Here is a 23,675-nt window from a genome sequence, read left to right on the forward strand (position 1 = left end):
TATGAAAAAGATCCAGTTATTAGGTCTTATAATAATTGCAGTGGCTATTGGAATTATCGTTTCAACTGCTGGCGATGCGAGTACCTACGTTGATTTTGGAAAAGCAAAAGAAATGGCCGAAGATGGCGACACGGAAAGTATTCATGTCGTAGGAAAATTACCAAAAAATTCTGCCGGACAGATCGTGGATATGCAATACCACCCGGAGATCGATCCGAATTATTTCGAATTTTCTTTGATCGACAATAAAAATATGGTTCAGAAGGTCGTGTACAGAAGCACCAAACCTCAGGACTTTGACAAATCAGAACAGGTTGTGGTTGTTGGAAAAATGGAGAATGGTACGTTTGCAGCAGAAAAAATTCTGATGAAATGTCCTTCGAAATACGAAAACGGCAAAATGGAAACTACCGAAGCAACCGCATCTAAATCATGATTCATACTACCATTGGAAGTGCAGGCCACCTGCTCACTATCATCGCATTTGCTTCTGCCCTGCTGGCAGTATTTGCGTATTTTAAAGCAGGACTTGCCGGAACTCCGCTGAACGAAGTTACATCCTGGAAAAAATACGCCAGAGTTGTATTCTCGATTCACGCCATGGCTGTTATCGGCATTGTTTTCTCGTTATACTGGATTATTGGAAATCATTATTTCGAATACCATTATGCCTGGAAAAATTCTTCGCTTTCCTTGCCGACAGGTTATACGATTTCCAGTTTTTGGCAGGATCAGGAAGGAAGTTTTCTTTTGTGGATTTTCTGGAATGTCGTTCTGGGATCGGTACTGATATTCTCAAACCGTTCATGGGAAGCGCCCGTAATGACAATTTTCGCCTTGGTTCAGGCATTTTTGACTTCCATGATCCTGGGTGTAGTGATTCCTGGTCTGGATCTAAAAATCGGATCTACGCCTTTCCTTTTGATGAAGGAAGTAATGCCGGACCTTCCGGTTTACAAAATGGATCCAAACTTTATCGCCAAAGATGGTAATGGCTTGAATCCACTTTTACAAAACTACTGGATGGTTATTCATCCCCCAACATTGTTTCTCGGTTTTGCAACGACATTGATTCCATTTTCTTTCGCAATCGCAGGTTTGTGGACTAAAAAAATACATGAATGGGTCCGTCCGGCGTTGCCGTGGGCTTTGTTCTCAGCAATGATTTTGGGTATTGGTATCCTGATGGGTGCTTACTGGGCTTACGAAACGCTAAACTTTGGTAGCTACTGGAACTGGGATCCTGTTGAAAACTCGTCTATCGTTCCATGGTTAATTCTGATTGCTGCGATTCACACAATGATCATTGCAAGAAGAAATGCAACGGCACTTAAAACGTCTTTCATTTTGGCGATTGCAACATTTATCCTGATCCTTTATTCTACGTTCATGACCCGCAGCGGGGTTTTGGGAAATGCTTCTGTTCACTCGTTCACTGATTTAGGATTGTCCGGTCAGTTGCTGATTTATCTTCTGACGTTTACCATTGTATCGATTGCCTTGCTGGTATATCGCTGGAAAGAACTGCCTTCTGATGAAGAAGAAGTTTCTACTTATTCTCAGGAATTCTGGATTTTTATCGGAGCTACTTTACTTTGTTTGTCCGGTTTCCAGATCCTGGCTACGACTTCCATTCCGGTTTATAACAAAATTGCGGAAGCTTTTGGCGGTGTTTTAAATATGGCGCTTCCTGCCGATCAGGTTGCTCACTATAACAAGTTTCAGCTTTGGTTCTTCTCACTGATTATCGTTCTTACGGGTATTGGCCAGTATTTCTGGTGGAAACGTGTGGGTAAAGACAAATTGCAGGTTCTGTACAATCCATTGCTTGTAGCATTGCTGATCAGTGCGGCGGTTATCACGTATCAGGGCGTTAAAGAAATTCAATATATTGTTCTTCTGACCACTTCGATTTTCGCGATTGTTTCCAATGGAGCCATTTTATTCCAGATTGTAAAAGGAAATTACAGCTTGTCGGGTGGTGCCGTAACGCATATCGGGGTTGCCTTAATGCTTTTGGGAATTCTGTTTTCGTCTGCTTATACCAAGGTTGTCTCGATCAATAATTCCGGTCTGATGATTTCCCGCAGCGCGGAATTTACAAACAATGATAATAAGGAAAATAAAGAAAACATTACGCTCTGGCTGAACAAGCCTGAAAAAATGGGTGACTATATGCTGACCTGGCGTGATGTGCGGGTTGAGCCACGTCATATTCCGGGGTATATCCCGAAGAGCTGGGTGGATATGATAGAAAACGATTTCCATGCCGTTGCACTTCGAGATATTGTTGTTAATGATAAAAAATACAATTCTAAAGGTGACACAATAGAAATTTTCCCTGAAAACTTCTATTACGAAATTGAGTACCGCGAGCCGTCCGGCCGTGTTTTCAACCTGTTCCCTCGTGCACAGATCAACCCGAGAATGGGCCTGGTTTCTTCTCCGGATATTCAGCGTGAAGTAGACAAGGACTTGTATACGTATGTCTCTATGGTAACAAATCCGACGGCAGAACCTGTTTGGAGCCCAACGGAAAATTTTACGATCAGCATGCGTGATACATTTTTTGTAAACGACTACGTAGCGATTCTGGACAATGTAGTGCGTACAGAAGAAGTCGAAGGTATCAAACTTGGTGAGGGCGATGCTGCTGTAAAGGCGATGATTCGTGTTCTTGACAAAGATCAGGAGTTTGTAATTACTCCTTCTTTCGTAATCCGTGATCGTTTAGTAGCGCGTAAGCCGGAGGTAAATAAAGATCTTGGTTTCCGTGTCCAGTTCCAGGAAATTGATCCGTCGACAGGAAAATTCACATTTGCGGTAAACACGACACAACGCGATTTCATCGTAATGAAAGCAACCGAAAAGCCGTTAATCAATATTCTATGGCTGGGTACTTTCGTATTGGTTATCGGCTTCATAATGGCAACGATTCGCCGTTTTAAAGATTTTATCAAAATGCGTGACAAAGAAAATGCGGGTGTTTTAAAACCTAAGAAGAATAGAAAACCTGCTGCTGTCTAAGCAATTAAGCCAAAAAAAATAACCAGCCGATATCGACTGGTTATTTTTTTGTCCTGAATATTAATTAATTGGGTGTCACAACTTTATCTTTTTCAGGATCAAAAGCTCTGTATTTCGATTTATAAAAAATGATTTCGTCTTCGTAAACCTTGAAACTTGTTTCAGGGCATTCCTTTTTTACTTCATCCAATCGATGGGTGGCCAGTTTTTCATCCAACTGCCAGAATAAGTTTTTTGAATAAGAATCAAAATCCTGGTCTAAAACCTTTTGTAATGTTCTGATATTGTTAATTCCTTTATCCAGTCCTGGTAACAATTGAACCTGGTCCAGCTGTTTTTCACTAAAACGAAACCGCTGAAATTCATCCTTCTCGCTTCGTAGTTTATCAGCTTCGCGGAAAGTATCTGTCAAGAGCGAACACGGCTGAGAATAACTGATTCGCGAGAACAACATAAAAACAAGTATGTAACAGACCTTCATAAATCAAAATTTGTAAAAGATTCTGGTGAAGAAGAACGAACCATTGTTCCCCGCCTGAACCGAGTCCCAGGCCCCTCCCGATTCTGTCCTGCCAGGCTTTGACATCGTCGGATATGCGTTTAATAAATTACTGCCGCCAATAGTAAATGAAATTTTTTCATTCACTTTCAAACTCAAACTGGCATCAGCCTGGATCATAGATTTGTATATATCAATATAGTCCTTTTCCGTATAAGCTTTTCCACTTTTGTCAATTCCGCCAAAATTCCGGTTGATCAGCTGAATTTCATCGAAATAAGTACCCCGAACCATGAATGTCAGCGGGCCAGCGATGTAATCAAGCGTAAGGTTTATTTTCATCGGCGGTGCTGAGGCCAGTATAAAATAGCGTTCGCGCTTATCCAGATAATTTGCCTGTTTGTTTGCCAGCCTTTCATTCGTTTTAATAGTATCAATACTCATCGTATTGTAATTAGCAGAAAGGATCGTATTCAATTTCCCTGTTCCCAGGTCAGCTGTATATTTTAAACTAAGGTCAACACCAGCAGTTGAGGTCGTCAAAGCATTCGTAAAGAAACGTACCTGAGCAACATTCAGCCTTTTCAGCAACGCTCCCACCTGTTTGTCATTGGAGTCGATTGGACCGGTCAAAATAACACGATCCTGAACTCTGACATAATAACCGTCCACCGAAACTGAAAAATTATTATCCGGTGCAAAAACGATCCCGGCGCTCCCGTTGTGCGTGGTTTCCATTTTAAGATCCGGTGCAGCCAGCGCTTTGCTAATCTCACTTCCCGATCTCGTAATGACATTGGACTGAGGATATTCCAGGTTTGCCTTCGAAGGAATGAGGATATCATAACTATAATGTTGCTGAGCCAAAGACGGAGCTCTGAAACCAAGTCCGTAAGCACCACGAATACTCAGCGCATCCGTAATTTTATACCGCAAACCAGCTTTCCCGCTTACGGCACTTCCAAGATCGCTGTAATAATCGAAACGGCCGGCAGCATTTACCGATAAACTTTCATCAAATTTTGCTTCTATATCTACATAACCCGCAGCATTATTCCTCTTCTGATCGATAGCTTCCGTTTCTCCATATCCCTTGAAGCCTTGCGCACCTCCAAATTTTAACGGATTGTAAGTTCTCCAAGAAAGTGGATTTCCAACGTTGATTTTATAACTATCCATTCGATATTCAGCACCAAACGCCAGATGAACTCCGTCCAGAATGTCCTTGTAAAAGGTTGTCACGTCAAGATTCGTAACATTTTGAGAAGTCTGAAAACCACCCGCTTCGTAGGAAGATCGCGTGGTATCCATTCCAAACGATTTATTCAGCGTATTTTTGACGTCATAACTAAATTTATTGAAACCATACGTATGGCTCAAATTGATATTAAACCCATTCCAAGCCGTCCGGGCGCCTAAAGTTATTGAGCGGTCATCAACGACACGGGAAACAAGCGGATCAAAACCATTGGGATACAACTTGATAAAATTAGTAGAATCCCTCGCGCCTCGCGTCCAGCTATACGTTTCACCCTGACGATAACTGGCCGTTCCAAAACTGTATATTCCGGTATTTTTATAAACGGGAATCACCGTGTTGTAACTCAAACTTCCGTTATAAATTTTCGGATCGCCGAATTTTCTTCTGAGTATCGAGTCCGTCTGCGTATCAGCCCGATTGGTATGATCCTGAAAATTATAATCTGCTGTTACGTTAAAAAAACCCGATTTAGCAATTTTTGTCCCATAATTGATATTTCCGTTATAATTCAATCCATCCCAGCTGCTCGAATCCCGGTTATATTTTGCCATCCGAATTCCTGCATTTGCATTCGCTGAAAAACCATCCGTATGATCCTTCAAAACGATATTGATAACACCTGAAACCGCGTCAGAACCATATTGAGCCACAGCCCCATCGCGCAAAATTTCAACCCGGTCAATGGATGAAACAGGAATGGTACTAAAGTCAAAACCATTATTTCCTCTTCCACGTGTCCCGGACAAGTTGATCAGGGATGACTGATGTCGTCTTTTTCCGTTAACGAGTACCAACATCTGGTCAGGCCCCATACCATGAATCGAAGCGGCGTCGATCAGATCGGTACCGTCGGCACCAAGCTGCCTGTTTGAATTAAATGAGCCGGAAACATATTGAAGCAATTGAGGAAGATCAAACTGCCCGTTCAGACTTGCTATTTTCTTAACGTCAATAACATCGACCGGTGAAGATAAATCAGCCTCGGTAGCATTAAGATTGCGTGAACCGACAATACCTTTTTGCCTGGCTTTTGAAACAGAGCTCAGAATAAAATTCTGAGTACCGATACCATTGATGTCTCTCGTAACTTTATAATAACCGTCTGCGGTCACAATCAGCGTTGCATTTCCATAATGGACACGCATTTCATATATCCCGTACTGGTTTGTGGTCGCGCTGGAGCTGGTTCCCGATTCCCTGACCAAAACACCTCCTATTCCTTTTCCTTCTTCGTCTTTGATAATTCCTGCAACTTTGTATTTCTGGGCAATTGCCTGAGAGACAATTAAAACCAAGAAGAAGGAAAAATATAATTTACTCACAGTGTATGAGATTAGTTAAAATGATGAAATGCCGGTGCCGTTAAATAATTATTTCGCAAGTTTAACCTTTGATTTAAATTTCAGGAAAAAAATTTTACATTATTCACAAGAAAGTTTATCCTATTTCACAGAATCCATTCTTTTTTCCCCCAGACTGAGGCATTTATACTCCTCAACCACTTCCTGAAACCGCTTAAATGTTATCTTTACAATTGAAAGATGCATTTTAATTTACTTCCTTAAATTCATGTTAGCCAATTTACTCAAAACTGCTCTGGGCAGATTACGTTTTGTTGCATTTCTTGAAGGTACCTCATTATTGATTCTCCTGGGTATTGCGATGCCATTAAAATATTGGGCCGGTTATCCGCAGGCTGTTCGTTTTGTAGGTATGGCGCACGGCGTGTTGTTTATTCTATATCTTGTACTCTTGATCCAGGTCGTGTTTGAATACAGCTGGGGCTGGAAAAAATTCTTTTTTGGTCTTTTTGCCTCTATCATTCCATTCGGCACCTTCTATGCTGATGCCAAAATCTTTAAAGAACCCAACCAAAATTCCATGTAAATTTTTAATCAATCATATTCCTACCCATAACGAAGAAGTGCTACCTAAATCCTTAATTAAATTCCTGCTATGCTTTTTTCTAATCGGAAACTGTCTGGCCCAAAAACCTAATGAAAAATTTCAATATCACATTCATCCCGCGCCGTCCCCGATTAGGGTAGACGGAAATCCGGACGACGCTGCCTGGGAATCGGCTGAAACGGCCACCAATTTTTTCATGGTCACTCCCATGGATACCAGTTATTCGCGCGCACAGACGACGGTAAAAATGTCGTATGACGCCAACAACATGTATATTCTGGTTGTGAATTACAAGACTGTCAAAAATTCAATTATCGTTGAATCATTGAAACGTGATTTCAATTTTGGAAAAAATGACAACTTTCTGCTTTTCATGGACACCTTTGATGACCGTACGAATGGATTTTCGTTCGGAGCAAATGCTGCCGGCGCTCCGTGGGACGGCCAGATGGGCGACGGAGGAACTGTCGATCTTAGCTGGGATAACCGCTGGGTAAGTGAGGTCACAAATGATCCGGATAAGTGGGTTTGGGAAGCCTCTATTCCATTTAAAAGTATTCGGTACAAGTCGGGCATATCACGCTGGGGTATCAATTTCAGCCGCCAGGATTTGACGATTTCTGAGAAGTCTGCCTGGGCTCCTGTTCCCAGACAATTCCCGTCCGCGGCACTGGCCTATACCGGCGTGCTGGTATGGGATCAGCCGCCACCAAGCCCGGGGCCCAATATTTCCGTCATTCCTTATGCTGCCACTCGGTTGACAAAGGATTTTCAAAACGGGCAATCCAATAAATACAAAACAAACATTGGAGGTGATGTTAAAATCGGTTTGTCTCCCTCGATGAATCTGGACCTTACGGTAAACCCGGACTTTTCGCAGGTTGATGTCGATGTTCAGCAAACAAATCTGAACCGTTTTGAATTGTTTTTTCCCGAACGAAGACAGTTTTTTCTGGAAAACGCTGATTTGTTTGCCAACTTCGGGTACGCTACCATTCGTCCATTTTTCTCCCGCCGCATTGGTTTGGGCGTCCCAATACAATTTGGGGCACGGATGAGCGGAAAGCTGAATAAGAATTGGCGTATCGGAGTTCTGGATGTCCAGACCGGCTCGCAGGATACTATCCCTAAAAATAACTACGCCGTTTTTGCTTTGCAGAGACAGGTTTTCGCCCGCTCCAATGTGCGATTTATCTTTATAAACCGGGATGCGGTTAATTATTCGCTGGAAAAAAATCAGAACACTTATCAATATAACAGAAACATCGGGGCAGAATATAACCTTGCCAGCGTCAATAATTTATGGACTGGAAAGGTGATGTTCTTGAAATCGTTTACGCCTGGGAAATCGAGTGATGATTTCGTTCATGCGGCAGATCTGAAGTTCAGCAAAGCGAATTTTTTCTGGCAGTGGCAGCATGAATATGTAGGAGCTAACTATAACGCCGAAGTCGGTTATGTCCCCAACGCTACGAGAAATGGTTATTACAAAATCAGCCCGACTGTTGGTTATTTGTTTTTCATAAAGAATCCAAAAATTATCAGCCATGGGCCAAAATTCGTGAGCAATATTTACTGGGACAAACAAATGTCGCTCAGCGACCGTGAACTGACATTTTCTTATAACCTGAATTTCATCACCCGTGCAACGATTTCTGCTTATGTGACAAGCAACTATACCCGGCTGCTTCGCCCCTTTGATCCTACGAATTTAGGTAAGGAAAGATTGGCGACGGGCACTGAACATAACTGGACATCGGCCGGATTTGAAATTATATCGGGTCCGCAAAAACATTTCACCTATACGTTTGCCGGACTTTTTGGAGGATATTACAACAATGGTACCCGAACCAATTTAAGGACAGAACTCGGTTACCGTGTGCAACCGTATGTCGCGATTGCCCTTGCAGGGAATTATAACGACATTCATTTGACTGCACCCTGGAACCGCACACAACTTTGGCTGGTTGGCCCGCGTGTCGATGTGACGTTCCGTAACAATCTATATTTTACAACATTCATGCAGTACAATAATCAGGCAGATAATATCAATCTGAATTCAAGATTACAGTGGCGTTACAAACCGGCGTCTGATTTGTACATTGTGTATACTGATAATTATTTACCAGAGAACTTTATGGTAAAAAGCAGGGCGGTCGTTCTCAAATTTACGTATTGGTGGAATCTGTAACTTAAGGCGCCAAACCGGATTAGCCGGTTTGGCGCTTCTTTTAATCAATAAAACACCTCCACCTTTTTTTCCTTTAACACCCCTAACTGCCGCTTGTATCTGGTATTTATATCTTCACTTACAAACGGATTTCCTTGCAGGTAAACTTTATCAAGTTCTTTGATATCCAATAATTTCTCGGGAAACGCAGCGAAATTATTGGATGAAATATCTAATTCTTTCAAGCCTTTCAGCGAGGCCACTTCCGCAGGAAAATTTGTAAACCAGTTAAAACCGAGATCCAAAATATTCACCTTGTTCATCCGGGACACACTTTCCGGCAAAGCGCTTAAACGATTATGATGCGCATATAAAGTATGTACATTTTTCAAACGGTTCATCTTTGGCGGCAGCGTTTTCAGCTGATTGTAGGAAATCGCCAGATGCGTTAATTTTTTCAGCTTGGTCAGGGAGTTTGGCAACTTTTCAAATTGATTATAATACAAATCCAGAACTTCCAGATTTTTCATCTTTCTGATTCCTTTTGGCAAAACAGCGAGCCCTGATTTGTAAAAATTGAGGTCTTTAATCTGTTTCAATTTTCTGAAGCTCCGGTTCGATAACGCCGATAAAGAATTTCCACCCAACCACAAACTCGACAGCTCTTTACAATTTCTGACCGCTATTGGAATGTCCGTAAGCTTGTTATCTCTGAGATTTAACGTATTGAGCGAATTATTTTGAGATAAAATCAAACCGTCGTTCGTGATCTCATTGTTTTGCAAATGCAGCTGTTTCAACTTTGGGAAGCGACTAAAATCAATATTTACGTCAACGAGCCTGTTTGAATTTAAATACAATTCTTCTGTATTGGGAAAGCGATAAATAACTTCCGGCACATTCGTCAATTCCAGATCGTTGAAAAAGATCCTTTTTACTTTCAAAGAGTCGGCAAATGCCTGCGCGTACGGAACGTCAACCACAGAGCTGTCTGTATGCCGGACTTTTCGATAAGCCAGCTTTTTTCCGAAAAAGTTGAAAGTTGCGAGCTGAAAGGGCTTTTCAGGCGCAACGCTAAGCTGCCAACTATTTGTAACGGCAACAAATTTTTCCTTGATTATTTTATTCAACGAGTCCTTATCATAACCTTTAATTTGTTCTGCATCAAAGATCAAATAATCAATTCCTCCTCCTGCATTCACAAAAACCTGAGCAAATACACCAATTCCAGGATCCGCCTGCTCCGAAATGACAGTGCCAAGAGATTCTTTTAGAAAAAATTGCAGCCTCTGAACAGAAATTGCGTCACCCTCGGTGGAATAGGAAACGGGCTGCATATCCGGATGAAATTTCTTATTTTCAGCCTCGTCTCTCGTCATAATCCTGGCCTGGCCGACTGCTCCGCCGGCCAGTAAGGTGAAGAAAAATGCTAGTATTATTTTCATGACGGTTATAATTTAAATGAGATTTCAAATATAACTAAAAACTTAGTCATAAAAATTATTTTATATAATTTTCCTTTATATAAAATAGAGGCTCCCCGCTTTCATCATTTCCTTTCGTGCAAAAAATCAACCTCAGAATAAATTTGAAACCTCAGAAAACTATTTTTTTGCGTTAGTTAATCAGAAACAGTTGTGTGTACTGCCATGTCAAAATCACATCCACTGATCCGGATTGCCCACTTTACCCAACACAAATGAATTTGATACATTACCTGACCGGGAATGCAGCGCTCAGTCTGCTATGCATTATTACACTTTTTAAAGCCTCTGGGGCCGAACAGACTCCATTCAAGAAAAGTGACGGTTTTTTCCTTGGGCCTGCTTCTATCTTCTTAGTCCTGATTAAAATGGCGACTTTCGATTCGGGTATGCTTAACATTGATGAAAGCATCATGCTGAGTGGCGGAAGAACACTAGCCCTTGATCCACGTGCCTGGATTTCTGTGGACCCGACAACCTCTGGCCCATTAAACTTTTTACCGTCTATTATTTTAATAAAACTTGCAGATTGGTCTTCGTATGGAGAATTGAGAATAATTTATACGTTGGTTTTTCAAATTCCTACTGTCTTCATCCTGTTTCTAACTTTTAAAAGAGTTTCGAATTCAGCGTTTGCCCGCATTGTAATTATCCCGTTAATCCTGACCATCGGATTCTTCTACTTTCCGGACCTTATTCACGCATCCAGCGAAAACTTTCCGATGCTTTTTCTGTCCATCATGTTAAGCGCGCTGATTCTTATTTCATTCGGATATGAAGTCAAAAGGTATCACCTCATCATTGCCGGCATTGCCTGTGCATCCGCCTTTTACGTAAAATTGCAGGTAACTCCCATCTTTATATATCTCGCTGCTGCATGCTTCATCCTGCTGTTTTTTGTCAAAAAAAATCGAAGAGACGGTATGTTATTTTTGGCCAGCTTTATTTTTACCCATTTGCTGGCATTATTAATAATCTGGCTCTACGGTGGTTTTTACGATTTCGTTCAATCTTATATTATTGGTAATCTCAGATATACCACTGTGAATATGATCACAGCCGAATTAGTCACAACCTTTCTAAAATCCAGCATACGGTCTTTACTTCCCTTATTACTTCTGGGATTCCTGATCCCGGGGATCTTTCTGATCGTTATCAGGAAAAGTCTGACATCTATTGATTTGCTATATCATGCAGGTTTTATCCTTACCATCATCGTGACGATTTATTGTATCATCAAACCCGGAAGATACTTCCTGCACTATACTCTGCTTCTGGTCGTTCCGCTATATAGCTATATGGTCTGGCTTTTGATAAAATATGAATGGAAACCAAGTAAGCTGCTTGTTCCGCTGGCGAGCCTGGCGATTGCATTTGTATTTTTCATCAATGCTAAAAGTGCGACCCGAATGGTTGAAAATGAGAAACAATATTTATCCGATATCATCAATCAAAAGTTAGTCGAAAAGCTCTATGCAGGCCGAGTTCCGGGCGACAGGATGGCCGTTTGGGGTTGGGGATCTTACTATAATCATGCAGCAAGACTGGTCATGGGCACCAGAGATGTTCATTTTGATTTTCAGACAAGTTACAAATCCGATCTTGGAAAATATTACCGCGACCGATACCTTTCTGATCTTGAAAAAAACCATCCCAGGTGGTTTTTAGATCTCTCACTTCCGGGTGGACTGCTCACAAACGAAGATTGCAAACTCATCCATTTTCCTGAGATTAATAATTTTGTGAAAGAAAATTATCATGAAGTTTACAAGACTAACACGGAAGTCCTGTATCAAAAAAATTCGGATGAACGCAGCAAATAAATTAGGCTATTTACTGCGTTCGATGGTGTATTGAACCAAATGTTCCAATGCGGTACGGTGCGATGATTCCTCAAAATCATGAAGCAGTGCACGCGCTTCCTCTACGTAGCGCTCCATTACCTGCTGGGCATATTTCAACCCGCCGGAATCTTTGACGAAAGAAATTACCTCGAGAACCTTTTTAGGCTTATGGCTTTCATTGCGGATTATGTTTATCATTTTACGTTTTTCCAGCCATGAAGCTTTGTTCAGCGCGTAAATTAAAGGAAGGGTCATTTTCTTTTCCTTAATATCAATTCCCAGCGGTTTACCAATTTCATCCTCTCCATAATCAAAAAGGTCATCTTTTATCTGAAAAGCGATCCCAACTTTTTCTCCAAAAGCGTGCATCTTTTTAATTGTCTCCGAGTCAGATCCAACCGAACAGGCTCCCACTGAGCAACATGAGGCAATCAGGGAAGCTGTTTTTTGCCGGATAATTTCATAGTAAACTTCCTCGTTGATATCGAGTCTGCGCGCTTTCTCAATCTGAAGTAATTCTCCTTCGCTAATCTCCCGCATAGCAGTTGAAACGATTTTCAATAATTCAAATTCGTTATGCTCGACCGAAAGTAAAAGTCCGCGTGATAACAAATAATCACCAACAAGGACCGCAATTTTATTTTTCCATAATGCGTTAACAGAGAAAAATCCGCGCCGGTAGTTGGAATCATCAACGACATCGTCGTGAACAAGCGTGGCCGTATGTAAAAGTTCGATGAAAGAAGCACCACGGTAGGTGGATTCTGTAATAGGTCCGCAAACTCCGGCTGACAAAAAAACGAACATTGGCCTTAGCTGTTTCCCTTTACGGCGTACGATGTAATTCATGATCTGGTCGAGCAGCATTACATCACTTTTCATAAACTGGCGAAACTTGTGCTCGAAGGCCTTCATTTCATCCGCAATAGGAGCTTGAATATCCTTTATTGAAAGGGTCATATAAATTATAGGAAGTCTTACTTTACCTCCAAGTATTGAAAGGCGATACGCGACAGTTTAGTTCAAAAAAAATGGATTTATCAACTTCTGCACTTTAATCTTCAAATTTGGAATAAAATCTTCTCTTTATACCTATTTTAGAATGAAAATGTTTAAAATTGAAATCACGAAATTCTAAAATCTATGAATTGAGTAGAATAACGAGGAAAAACCGTTATGTATACGGCCGGTTGAAATGAAAGTCTATCGGTATAAAAAACTAAACGCATCATATTAATCAATAGCTGAAAGCCGAACGCCGACAGCCGAAAGCAAATATTTATGAAAGCACTCGTGCTTGGAGGCGGATCCATGAAAGGCGCTTTTCAGGTTGGAGCAATCCAATCAGTTCTGGAAAATGGATTTGAACCTGATATGGTTTATGGAATTTCAGTTGGAGCACTTAATGCTACATTTTTAGCGAATGAAACCGGGCGTCAGTTGGACGAGGAAGGTAAAATTACCTGGGCGGTTGCAGGAAGGAAGCTGCTGGAATTCTGGGTCAAGAATATAACCCAGCCCCAGGATATTTCTACGCTCCGATCGCGCGTTATGTTAGGGATGAACACATTAATGAGCAGATTTGACGGCTTAGTCGATCCTGCACCACTCCACCTGCTGATACGCAAAAATGTCAAAGACAAGCATTTGAAACATACGCCGGTTAAAATCAAAGTCGGTGCAGTAAATGTTCAGAGCGGAGAAATAAAATATGTAACACCGCAGGAACCGCATTTTCTTGATTTTGTTCGGGCAAGCTCGTCAATTCCGATGTTGATGCCCGCGATTGAGATCGGACATTCAATGTATCTGGACGGCGGGCTTCGGGAAGTAGCTCCCATTCGCCAGGCAATTGCTGACGGGGCTACGGAGATTGTGGTTATTGCGTGCCATTCGCCGCATTTGTACCAGCCTGAGGGAATGAACCCCAGAAACCTGATAACGCTCGTGGAACGGGTTCGGGATATTACTGTTAATGAATATGCCAACAGCAATATTATCTGGGCCGAGTCTTATGTGGATCGCTCTGTTTTACGGGGTGTCCCGATGAAACTTACCGTCATCCGCCCCGCTTCACCGCTGGTTCTGGATATGCAGCACTTTAATTCAGAAGATATTTCCAGATTGATAATAGAAGGTTACCGGGTCGCGGTCGAGACGCTGAATAAAGTGGCAGAAGTAAAAGAATGATCAAAAACCTGATTAAAAAAAATTAGCTAATGTTAGCACAACGTTCAAAAAACCCTTACCCTCTCTTATTGCTGTTATTTTTAACATCCTGTGTTCCATCCCGCCAATTCACGTCTGTTACCTATAACTGCAATTTCAGCAAGACAGGAAGTTTGAAAGCACATCTTAAACCGTCCAACCGGTTCGTGCCCATGATTATGGCGCACCAGGGCGGGATCGAGGACGGATATCCCGGAAACTGTATTGCAACTTTTGAAAATACTTACCAGAATGTACCTTGTGTCTTGCTGGAATTTGACATCAGAATGACAGCCGACAGCCAACTCGTTATTTCACATGACAATGAACTGGGAATTCGCACAAACGGTACAGGATTACTAAATCAGCAACAGTGGAAAGATGTAAAAAACCTGCGTCTGAAAGATGACAAAGGATTGCTTACAAAAAATAAAATTCCTTCATTTAAGGAAGTGCTGGATTGGAGTAAAGACAAGAGCCTGATTTTAGTCGTTGATAAAAAGCCGGAAACGGATATTGTAAAAACGATTAAAATGTTGAAAGACAATAATGCTATTCACAAATCCATTGTAATCTGTTACTCGCTGGACGAAGCTAAAAAAGTATATGAACTGGAACCCAGCCTGATGCTTGCAGTTGGTTTTAACAGCTGGGATCATATTACGAATGTAGAAAAATCAGGACTTCCGCTCGAAAATATTGTTGCACTGACGCCAAAAGAATTGCAGCCCGAGTCCTTTTATCTGAAGGTACATTCCATGAAAATTCTAACATCTTTGGGCACTAACGGAAATATCGACACGCTAAACACTGAAATTTCAGCTCCGATGTATAACAAGATCTGGGAAAGCGGTGCAGATATTATTTGTACCGATCAGCCGATATTTGTGCATTCTCTATTTCAGAAATAATATTATCTGATATAAAAAAATCGCCGTGTCAAGAAATCCGACACGGCGATTTTTTTATATTTCTGAAATTCAGATCTGGTATTAGTTAAAGATATAACGGATACCGATTTGCGCTTGCCAAACGTCATTGATCGTTTGAGACTTCACAAAAGAATCTCTAACCAAAATAGGAACGCCGTCAATATTTTGTGTTCCCATTCTGTATGATGGAAGCCCGGCAGCTGATACACTGGCAAAGTTTAACGGACTTACTAAAGTACCATTTGATGCCGTAGCTGCGTTAGCAACACCCCACTTGTTATTTATCATGTTTCCAATATTGAACACGTCAGCTCTTAAACGAATGATGTTCTTCTTGCCTTTTGATCCAACTTTTACGTAAAAATCTTGCTCAACAGTTAAGTCGAAACGCGTCAGCCATGGATAAGCACCACCGTTACGTTCTGTATACTGGCCTTTTCTTTTCGAAAGATAAGGGTTGTTGTCAATATAGTTCTGGAAAGCAGCTGTTTGTTCCTCAGGAGAGAAAGTGTAAGTTTTTCCATTTACAGTAGTTGTCAGCGTTGCGAAAGTCAACTCAGATGCACTATTCGGGACGCGTAAAAGGTCATTATTTTGTCCGTCACCGTTGAAATCAGAAGAACTGATGTAGGACAATTTAGAACCGCTAGCTGAAACGCCACCCAGAGTGATCATCGTCGCACCGCCAAATGTTCCACCATATTCTTTACGATAAGAAACATAACCTACAAAACGGTGACGCAAATCATTCCCTGAATATGACATACCCAAGTGATTCAAGCCATTGATACCAGGAACATTACCTTCAACTGTACTTGATACAGAAGCTATATCTCTCGCCTTTCCATAGGTATAACCCAACATTCCACCAAGACCATTCGTTGCAGGTTTTTCCAGTTTTCCAGTCAATGAATAAGAATATCCCTTATCCGTGTTGGTCAAAACATATACGTTGGAAACCTTTGTATTAATTAATCTAGCTGAATTTATTGCAGCAGTTCCGGTTACACCCGAAGCAGGAAAACGATCACGTGTATCAGGACCCGTAAAATCTCCTGTCGCATCTTTAAGGTTTACATCAATATAGCGAAGCGCATTATAATTTTTGTTCAGGATACCTTCAACAGTCGCTACAATACCCCAGCCAATCTGACGGTCAATTCCGATATTGCTTTTCCAAACCTGAGGAAATTTCAAATCTTCATCAGACGCATTCACCTGATAGCCGGAAAGTGACGCGGTCGTGGCAGGAATAAATCGGGTTGGATCCGTTGTGAATGGGAAAGCTGTTGTATTATTTCCAACGATCGTCGCGGAATTCACACCATTGTTACCCAACTGATTTGAAATCAAAACATAAGGAATTCTTGACAAGAAAAGCCCTGTACCTCCACGAATCTGAGTCATTCTGTCGCCCGTTACGTCCCAGTTGAAACCGATTCTTGGTGAGAAATAAACACGACCTTTTGGGACATTACCAGTATTAACTTTATAATCTGCACCGTTGTTATCTTTAAAAGTTAAAGCTGCAACATCTGCATTATAATATTGTTTCGACGTGTTAGGAATCGTAATATAGTCAGCACGAACACCGGCTGTAATTTTAAGGTTTTTCGTAGCCTGGTATTCGTCCTGAACATAAAGACTTGCTGTTTGTGTTTTAAAAACCTGCCAGGGAGCAGCACCACCAGGAAGTAATGAATAACGATAATTAAAACGAACTGCTTCAACTGGTGAAGTTGTAGCAGTTGGATTATCGATAAATGCCTGTGCTGCTGTTTTAAAATCTTCGATAGATTTATAAACATAAACTCCGTTTGAAGTTGGAAAGAACAAGTTATTCGATTTGAAGTGTTCGTATGAAGCACCCAAAGTCAAAGTATGTCTTCCGGCATAATATGTAAGGTTATCCGTAATATTTAATGTTGCGTAATCCAGACGGTTGTTCGGTGTAAAAGGATCCGAGCCAATCGAAGTGTACGTGGATCCATCTTTCTGAATTTCAATTGTCGGGAAGATAGCCGCCTTGTATTTTCTGTCTTCGATCTGTTTGTTATAAGTTCCAATCAAAACGTTAGAAAACTTGCCACCAAAATTTGAGTTTAATTCAACAACAGCAGAACGGGTATTGTCTTGGATAATATAACCTGTATTCTGAGGAGAAATTGCCAGAAGCGAGTTTGTACGGTTACCAAAACCGGCAGTATTACTACTATTGCTCTGGCTGATCAAAACATCAGATTGAGAATCGTGGTGTGAATAACGTACCGTCAGTTTATGGCTGTCGTTGATGTTCCAGTCGATACGGCCCAAAAATTTGTTACTCTTGTTTTCGTTGTTGAAACCGTCCAAAGCTCCGATGTCGTAACCAAATTTATCCTTCATGAAAGAACCAAGATCTTCAAGATCTGCGGCTGTGGTACGTGAAACGTTATTGCCTTGCTGTCCACGGTTCAATTGATAATCGAGTGCGGGACTTGAACGTTTAACAAATTCTCCGTTAACAAAGAAGAAAAGTTTGTTTTTTACCAATGGGCCTCCAAGACGGAAACCTGTTGTTTTTTCATTGAATTCGTTGATAGTAAGTTTGTTCCCATCCGCTTTATCACCTGCAAGACTTTTGTTCTTGAAAAAGTGAAATACCGAACCAGACAACTCATTCGTACCTGAACGCGTAACGGCATTAATACCAGCACCTGCAAAGCCAGATTGACGCACATCATAAGGAGCAATGTTGATCTGAACCTCCTCAATTGCATCCAGAGAAATTGCTGAAGAACCGGTACGACCACCAGCCGCTGCTTCACTTCCCAAACCAAATCCGTTATTGAAAACAGATCCGTCAATTGTAAAGTTGTTATAACGACTATCCTGCCCACCAAAAGATCTGCCATTGCTGTAAGCGTTATACTTTGTAATATCGTTCAAAGTACGGCCAAGAGTGGGTAAGCTTGTGATCAATCCCTTATTAAAAGTTGTAGCGGCTCCGGTTCTGTCTGAGCTAAAAATGTCACTTCCTGAACCTGTTACAACCACTTCTTCCAGCTGTGTTCCGCCATCTTTCAATACGAAATCAACGTTTGCAACAGTTCCAAGGTTTGCGTAGATATTTTCCTTTGTTTGGTCACTGAACCCGATAAAGGTTACAGTTACGTTGTACGGACCACCAACGCGAACAGCGGGAATGGTATAAAGTCCCTTTTCGTTCGTGATCGAGCCGTAACGCGATCCCGAGGGAACGTGTATCGCAACCACGGTAGCACCTGGAAGAGTTTCGCCTTTGCTGTCCGTTATTTGTCCGCTAATAGCCGACGATGTTACCTGAGCTTGTACCTGTCCGCTCACAAGGGACAATAAAATTGCGAACAGCGTGCAACACGCCGTCCTGAAAAGTAGACTTTTCAAATTCATAAATTTTCGGGGATTTTGGTAATGGAGTTAGATGCATCATTCAGTTTCTGTGAATGAATATTTCCGTAAAATAAAAGTTTTTTTACTTCAAAAACAATGTCAAATTTAATACCAAAATAGTATACTTACGTATACAACCTCTCGAATTATTTAAATAATGACGAATAAAATTTTAATAATTATATAAATAGCCAAATATGTTTTATCTGTGTTAATTTTGTTTTCAAAATAAATTGAAAGAAACAACGGAAAATTAAAATTGAAAGGCTCCCATATTTGTGAATTAGATTTTTGAAAGATTTCTTAGAATCTTAAACTTCAAGCCTGGAAGAATTTAGGAGACAGCGTTTGTGTTATTCAGCCAAATATAAAAAAACCCATGCCTTTCAGCATGGGTTTCAAATATATCAGATCAAACTAGAAACTATAACGAAGACCAAGCTGCATATTCCAAGTGTTCGCCGCATTAAATGTGTTTCTATAGAGAGTCGTAGGCAATTTTACAGAATTTTCAGCACCACTTACAGTCAGCATCTTAAAGGTAGGAACACCTGCAGATGTGACGCTGGCTACATCAAGAAGCGCATAATTAAATTGCGATCCCGCATCAAGTTCTTGTCTCACCCCCCATGCAGAATTTAACAAATTCCCGACATTCATGATGTCAAGACTGATCTGAAGGCTATTTTGTTTTTTACCGATATTCGTAAAAATATCTTGTACCAATTTAAAGTCAAAGCGATTCAGCCAAGGAAGTAATCCGGCATTCCGCTCGATATAGCCGCCTTTGGCATTTTTAAGCTCTTTTGTCTCGTTGACGATCTTATCAAATGCCTCACGCTGCTGATCAGCCGAGAACAATACTTCTCCCGCAGAATTTCTGATCGGATCAAAGTTTAATTCCGAAGCACTTTCAGGGATATAAAGCAGATCAAGAGAGACACCGTCGCGGTTTAAATCACCATTTGTTGTGAAAGCAAAACGACCTGCGTTTTGTCCCTGGTAAAAAAGAGACACCGTTGTTGCCAAGTGATTTGCATAGGCAATTCTATACGAAACGTTACCAACCACACGGTGAGGAATACCAAATTGTGATTGCCCAAGCAATTGTTCGTTTGGATCGTTGATTGAGTAATTGTTAGACCATGCAGAGTTTGCAGCAGAACCAGGATTTCCACTAATATCCCTGGCATTTGTATAATTATAGAACAAAGACCCGTAAAATCCTTTTCTTGCAGGAAGGGAAAGACCCGCTGTTATAGCCATCGAGCGCCCCTTATTTGTATTGCTCAAAACTGGCACGATTGCTCCTGTGCTTGTGTTGTAAGTTGCGTTTGCAGCTCCACCCCAGAAATCGCGGTCGTCACCTGCGTAGTCCATTGTTGCAGTTGCCGGTTTACGGTTGGAATTAAACTGGTAGGTAGCCTGAATATCTTTTGTATAAAGGAAATCAAAACTTGCTACCAGTGGAGTTCCCGGTATCTTGTAATCTGCCCCGATATTTGATCTCCATACCTGAGGCATTTTGAAATCTTTGTCAATTAGTGCCACTGTTCCCGGAGCCGTAGTTCCGGCCGTTTTTGGGAAACGGTTTGGAAGGGCATTTACCCAATACAAAGGATCTGCGTTAAAGTTTTTAATCTCTGCAAGCGTAGCCGCGTTGACAGGCTCCAACGTATTTTGAAGAACACCAGAATTAGAAGGCTGGTTAGTAAAGTATACAAAAGGTATAAGTCCTGTAAAAATACCAGTACCTCCACGAAGCTGCAATGAACCATCCCCAAAAACATCATAATTAACACCTAAGCGCGGAGAAAGCAATACTCTTGATTTAGGCCACGTCTTCGTTGAATAGGAGGTTTCGTTGCCATCCTTATCCAACAATTTCAGGTTATCTATTGCTGGATTATACAATGGATCATCCATAAAAATTGGAAGATCTGCACGAAGACCTAATGTAAGATTCAATCGATCAGTTACTGCAAATTTGTCCTGAGCATAAAGCCCAGCCATTCCAAAATTGATATTTGCCCATGTGTCGCTTTGCAAAGGATACGTTACCCCATATGCAGAAGGAGCTCTGTCATTCAAAAAGTCCTGTACCGAATTAAAGCGGTAATAAGAAGTTCCAAGACGTACATAACTATTCGAAAACTTCATTATCTCAAAGCTGGCACCACCAGTCAAAGTATGTTTTCCTGCCTGGTAAGTTACATTGTCCAGAAACGTATAGTTGTTATTTTTAACACCGTTATTATAAGAAAACAATTCAGTACCAAAACTCATATAGTTTTTACCACCTTCCCAAATATCAACGAATGGGAAAAGCGATCCGGGAGTCGACCGTGTAGACTCTATATATGAATAAGTTGCTAAAAACTGATTTGATAATTTCGAACTGAAACTTGTGTTTAATTCAGCAGTTAAGGACCTTACGATATTTTTCTGAGCATAGTTAGCATTTTCAAATGCCATTGATTCATTACTGATCCGGTTTACGCCTGAACGAGGGTTTGGACCAGAGTTTCCATTAGTTGCCTGATCACTTGTCCCTACAACCTGATTATACCGAATAGTGAATTTATTCTTATCATTGATGTTCCAATCTAAACGAGCAAGAAATTTGGTACTCTCGTTGGTATATTTGTTAGCATAATTTTCATAGGCTCCAGGATCATATCCGTACCTACTTTTTAACAGCGAACTTACAGCTTCAAGATCCTCAACGGTTGTTCTTGCAACACCTGGTTGACCAGCGTTATTTCCGCGGTTGGCGACCCAGATATTTCCTGGATACACATATTTTTCTCGTTCAAAATTCCCGAAGAAAAACAATTTATTTTTAACAATAGCCCCGCCCAATCGAGCTCCAAATATTTTGTTAGATGACTCTGCAACGCTAAGCTCTCTGCCATCCACTTTTTTGCCATTAAAACTTTGATCGCGGTAAAAACCATATACAGATCCTGTTAATTCGTTGGTACCACTTCGTGTAACTGCATTTACACCTGCACCTGTAAAACCAGTCTGGCGAACATCATATGGTGCTATGTTAACCTGAACTTCCTGGATCGCGTCCAGAGATATTGGTTGAGCTTCGCCACCAGGTAATAAGTCACTGGTTAAACCAAATCCATTGTTAAGAACTGCTCCATCGACCCGTACGCTATTTAAACGTCCATCGCGCCCTCCAAAATTTGTTCCATTTGCTTGGGGAGTTAGTCGCGTAAAGTCTGTCAAACTCCGGCTGATGCTAGGAAGTGTCGTCAATTGTCTTGCGTTAATATTGGTGGCAGCACCGGTCCTTTCGTTATTGAAAACATCTCCGCGACCAGTACTAACCACTACTTCGCTTAACTGAGTACCTTCATCAGTCAATTTAAAATTAACAACAGCTGTCGATCCCAAATCCGCCGATATGTTATCCTTTGATTGTTGATTAAAACCCACGAATGAGACAGAAACTGTATATGGTCCTCCTATACGTACCACAGGAAAATTAAAACGGCCATTTTCATTTGTTGAGGTTCCATATTTTGTACCTGAAGGAACGTGAATTGCTACTACCGTAGCACCCGGGAGAGTCTCACCTTTGGAATCGGTTACCTGCCCATTAATTGTAGACGAAGTAACCTGCGCTTGTACTTTTCCGTTTAGGAAAGACAATGAGAATACGAACAGCATAAGACTTGCTGCTCGGAAAAGTAAACTTTTCCTGTTCATGGAATTGGGGGATTTGATGAGATTTATTAGTAGGTTCACTAAAAAGTGATAGCTGATATTAGCCGTAAAATAAAAGTTTTTTTAGTTCTAAAACAATATTTGTAATCCTACTAAAATACTATACTTATTCCCGCAACTGCCTGATTTGTTGAAAACATGCACGTTAACAACTAAAAATTAAAACATTTTCAATATTAAGATATTGTTAACATTTCTGGCCATTTATTTTTTTCTGTCCAAGAAATCCTGACGATCTTTGCAATGTCAATTGAATAAGGAAGAAAATGTCACATTCGGTTACTATATTAAATGTCTTTGAATGTGCAACCTTGCCCAAAATTCTTAAAAAATAGATTTTTTTAATTTTTGAAAAAAAATGCAGCTTAATTATAAAAAAATAGGAGAAACCGGAAAACCGCTTGTGATACTTCACGGAGTTTTCGGTTTTTTAGACAATTGGCTTACAATCGGTAAGACAATTTCGGAGCAAGGCTTTATTGTTTATCTGGTTGATCAGAGACATCACGGCCGCTCTCCGCACGAAGGCTCGCTGGACTTCCCTACCCTTGCGGCAGATTTGAAAGAATTTTTAAGTCAGCAAAATCTTGACAATCCGATTTTGCTCGGACATTCGATGGGCGGAAAAACGGTGATGGAATATGCTGTCAATAATCCGGATACTTTAGAAAAGCTGGTGGTTGTGGATATCGCGCCAAAGCAATACCCGATTCACCATACTAAACTTCTGAAAGGTTTAAACGCCTTGCCGGTTGAAGAAATTGAAACCCGCCAGCAGGCTGATGACTTTTTGAGCAAGTATGAGCCAATCCTTGCTGTCAGACAATTCCTGCTAAAAAATCTTTACAGAAAAGAGGAAGGCGGTTTCGACTGGCGGTTTAATTTGCCTGTGTTAACTTCCGATATGGGAAAAGTCGGGGCGGAAATTACAGCTTCGAAACCCGTCGAAACTTCGACACTTTTCATCCGTGGAGCAAAATCGGATTACATACTGGACGAAGATTGGGATAATATTTTGAAAATTTTCCCTAATGCGCAATTGGATACTATCGAAAATGCGGGGCACTGGGTTCAGGCAGAGCAGCCAAAAGTTTTTGTTGAACATTTGTTGAACTACCTGAATAGTTAACAAATAACATCCATCTCAAAACTAACACCGGCAACAGAAGGATCTCTGTCATTAATAACGA

The 23,675-nt window shown here is 41.0% G+C and carries 14 protein-coding genes; 8 read left to right on the top strand and 6 right to left on the bottom strand.

All coding sequences use genetic code 11. The features are described from left to right. Window position 1 precedes the first annotated feature (1 nt). A complete protein-coding gene (locus BMY70_RS10235; protein WP_090335081.1) occupies window positions 2-436 on the top strand; it encodes a cytochrome c maturation protein CcmE domain-containing protein in 435 nt (144 codons plus the stop codon). Next, a complete protein-coding gene (ccsA, locus tag BMY70_RS10240; protein WP_090335082.1) occupies window positions 433-3,027 on the top strand; it encodes a cytochrome c biogenesis protein CcsA in 2,595 nt (864 codons plus the stop codon). The genes BMY70_RS10235 and ccsA overlap by 4 nt, the downstream gene beginning before the upstream one ends. Before the next feature lie 64 nt (window positions 3,028-3,091). Here ccsA and BMY70_RS10245 read toward each other — a convergent pair whose 3' ends face one another. Then, complete coding sequence (locus BMY70_RS10245; protein WP_090335083.1) at window positions 3,092-3,508, bottom strand: hypothetical protein; 417 nt, start codon at window positions 3,506-3,508, stop codon at window positions 3,092-3,094. Window positions 3,509-3,511: 3 nt separating this feature from the next. Beyond that, a complete protein-coding gene (locus BMY70_RS10250; protein WP_090335084.1) occupies window positions 3,512-6,109 on the bottom strand; it encodes a TonB-dependent receptor in 2,598 nt (865 codons plus the stop codon). A gap of 247 nt (window positions 6,110-6,356) precedes the next feature. Here BMY70_RS10250 and BMY70_RS10255 point away from each other — a divergent pair, with 247 nt between their 5' ends. Beyond that, window positions 6,357-6,674, top strand: a complete 318-nt coding sequence (locus BMY70_RS10255) for a DUF3817 domain-containing protein (protein ID WP_090335085.1) — start codon at window positions 6,357-6,359, stop codon at window positions 6,672-6,674. Window positions 6,675-6,711: 37 nt separating this feature from the next. Next, window positions 6,712-8,886 carry a DUF5916 domain-containing protein gene (locus tag BMY70_RS10260; protein ID WP_229209560.1) on the top strand — a complete coding sequence of 725 codons (2,175 nt, stop codon included), beginning with the start codon at window positions 6,712-6,714 and terminating at the stop codon, window positions 8,884-8,886. A 44-nt stretch (window positions 8,887-8,930) separates the two neighbouring features. Here BMY70_RS10260 and BMY70_RS10265 read toward each other — a convergent pair whose 3' ends face one another. Beyond that, window positions 8,931-10,310 carry a leucine-rich repeat domain-containing protein gene (locus BMY70_RS10265; protein WP_090335087.1) on the bottom strand — a complete coding sequence of 460 codons (1,380 nt, stop codon included), beginning with the start codon at window positions 10,308-10,310 and terminating at the stop codon, window positions 8,931-8,933. A gap of 254 nt (window positions 10,311-10,564) precedes the next feature. Between BMY70_RS10265 and BMY70_RS10270 the strand changes: the two genes are divergently transcribed. Continuing rightward, a complete protein-coding gene (locus BMY70_RS10270) occupies window positions 10,565-12,172 on the top strand; it encodes a hypothetical protein (protein WP_090335088.1) in 1,608 nt (535 codons plus the stop codon). Window positions 12,173-12,178: 6 nt separating this feature from the next. Here BMY70_RS10270 and BMY70_RS10275 read toward each other — a convergent pair whose 3' ends face one another. Continuing rightward, window positions 12,179-13,153, bottom strand: a complete 975-nt coding sequence (locus BMY70_RS10275; RefSeq protein ID WP_090335089.1) for a polyprenyl synthetase family protein — start codon at window positions 13,151-13,153, stop codon at window positions 12,179-12,181. A gap of 321 nt (window positions 13,154-13,474) precedes the next feature. On the opposite strand from BMY70_RS10275, the gene BMY70_RS10280 reads away from it, so the two are divergent. Together BMY70_RS10280 and BMY70_RS10285 are read left to right on the top strand one after the other, a co-directional pair. Beyond that, complete coding sequence (locus tag BMY70_RS10280) at window positions 13,475-14,383, top strand: patatin-like phospholipase family protein (protein WP_090335090.1); 909 nt, start codon at window positions 13,475-13,477, stop codon at window positions 14,381-14,383. A gap of 29 nt (window positions 14,384-14,412) precedes the next feature. Then, window positions 14,413-15,312, top strand: coding sequence for a glycerophosphodiester phosphodiesterase family protein (locus BMY70_RS10285; RefSeq protein ID WP_090335091.1), 900 nt, complete (start codon window positions 14,413-14,415; stop codon window positions 15,310-15,312). 81 nt (window positions 15,313-15,393) lie between these two features. Here BMY70_RS10285 and BMY70_RS10290 read toward each other — a convergent pair whose 3' ends face one another. Both BMY70_RS10290 and BMY70_RS10295 read right to left on the bottom strand, forming a co-directional pair. Beyond that, window positions 15,394-18,744 carry a TonB-dependent receptor gene (locus tag BMY70_RS10290; RefSeq protein WP_090335092.1) on the bottom strand — a complete coding sequence of 1,117 codons (3,351 nt, stop codon included), beginning with the start codon at window positions 18,742-18,744 and terminating at the stop codon, window positions 15,394-15,396. Between the two features lie 417 nt (window positions 18,745-19,161). After that, a complete protein-coding gene (locus BMY70_RS10295) occupies window positions 19,162-22,467 on the bottom strand; it encodes a TonB-dependent receptor (protein WP_090335093.1) in 3,306 nt (1,101 codons plus the stop codon). Window positions 22,468-22,843: 376 nt separating this feature from the next. On the opposite strand from BMY70_RS10295, the gene BMY70_RS10300 reads away from it, so the two are divergent. After that, complete coding sequence (locus BMY70_RS10300; protein WP_090335094.1) at window positions 22,844-23,614, top strand: alpha/beta fold hydrolase; 771 nt, start codon at window positions 22,844-22,846, stop codon at window positions 23,612-23,614. The last annotated feature ends 61 nt before the right edge of the window (window positions 23,615-23,675 follow it).

This window comes from Dyadobacter koreensis (assembly GCF_900108855.1).
In the GTDB taxonomy this organism is placed as follows: Bacteria; Bacteroidota; Bacteroidia; order Cytophagales; family Spirosomataceae; genus Dyadobacter; species Dyadobacter koreensis.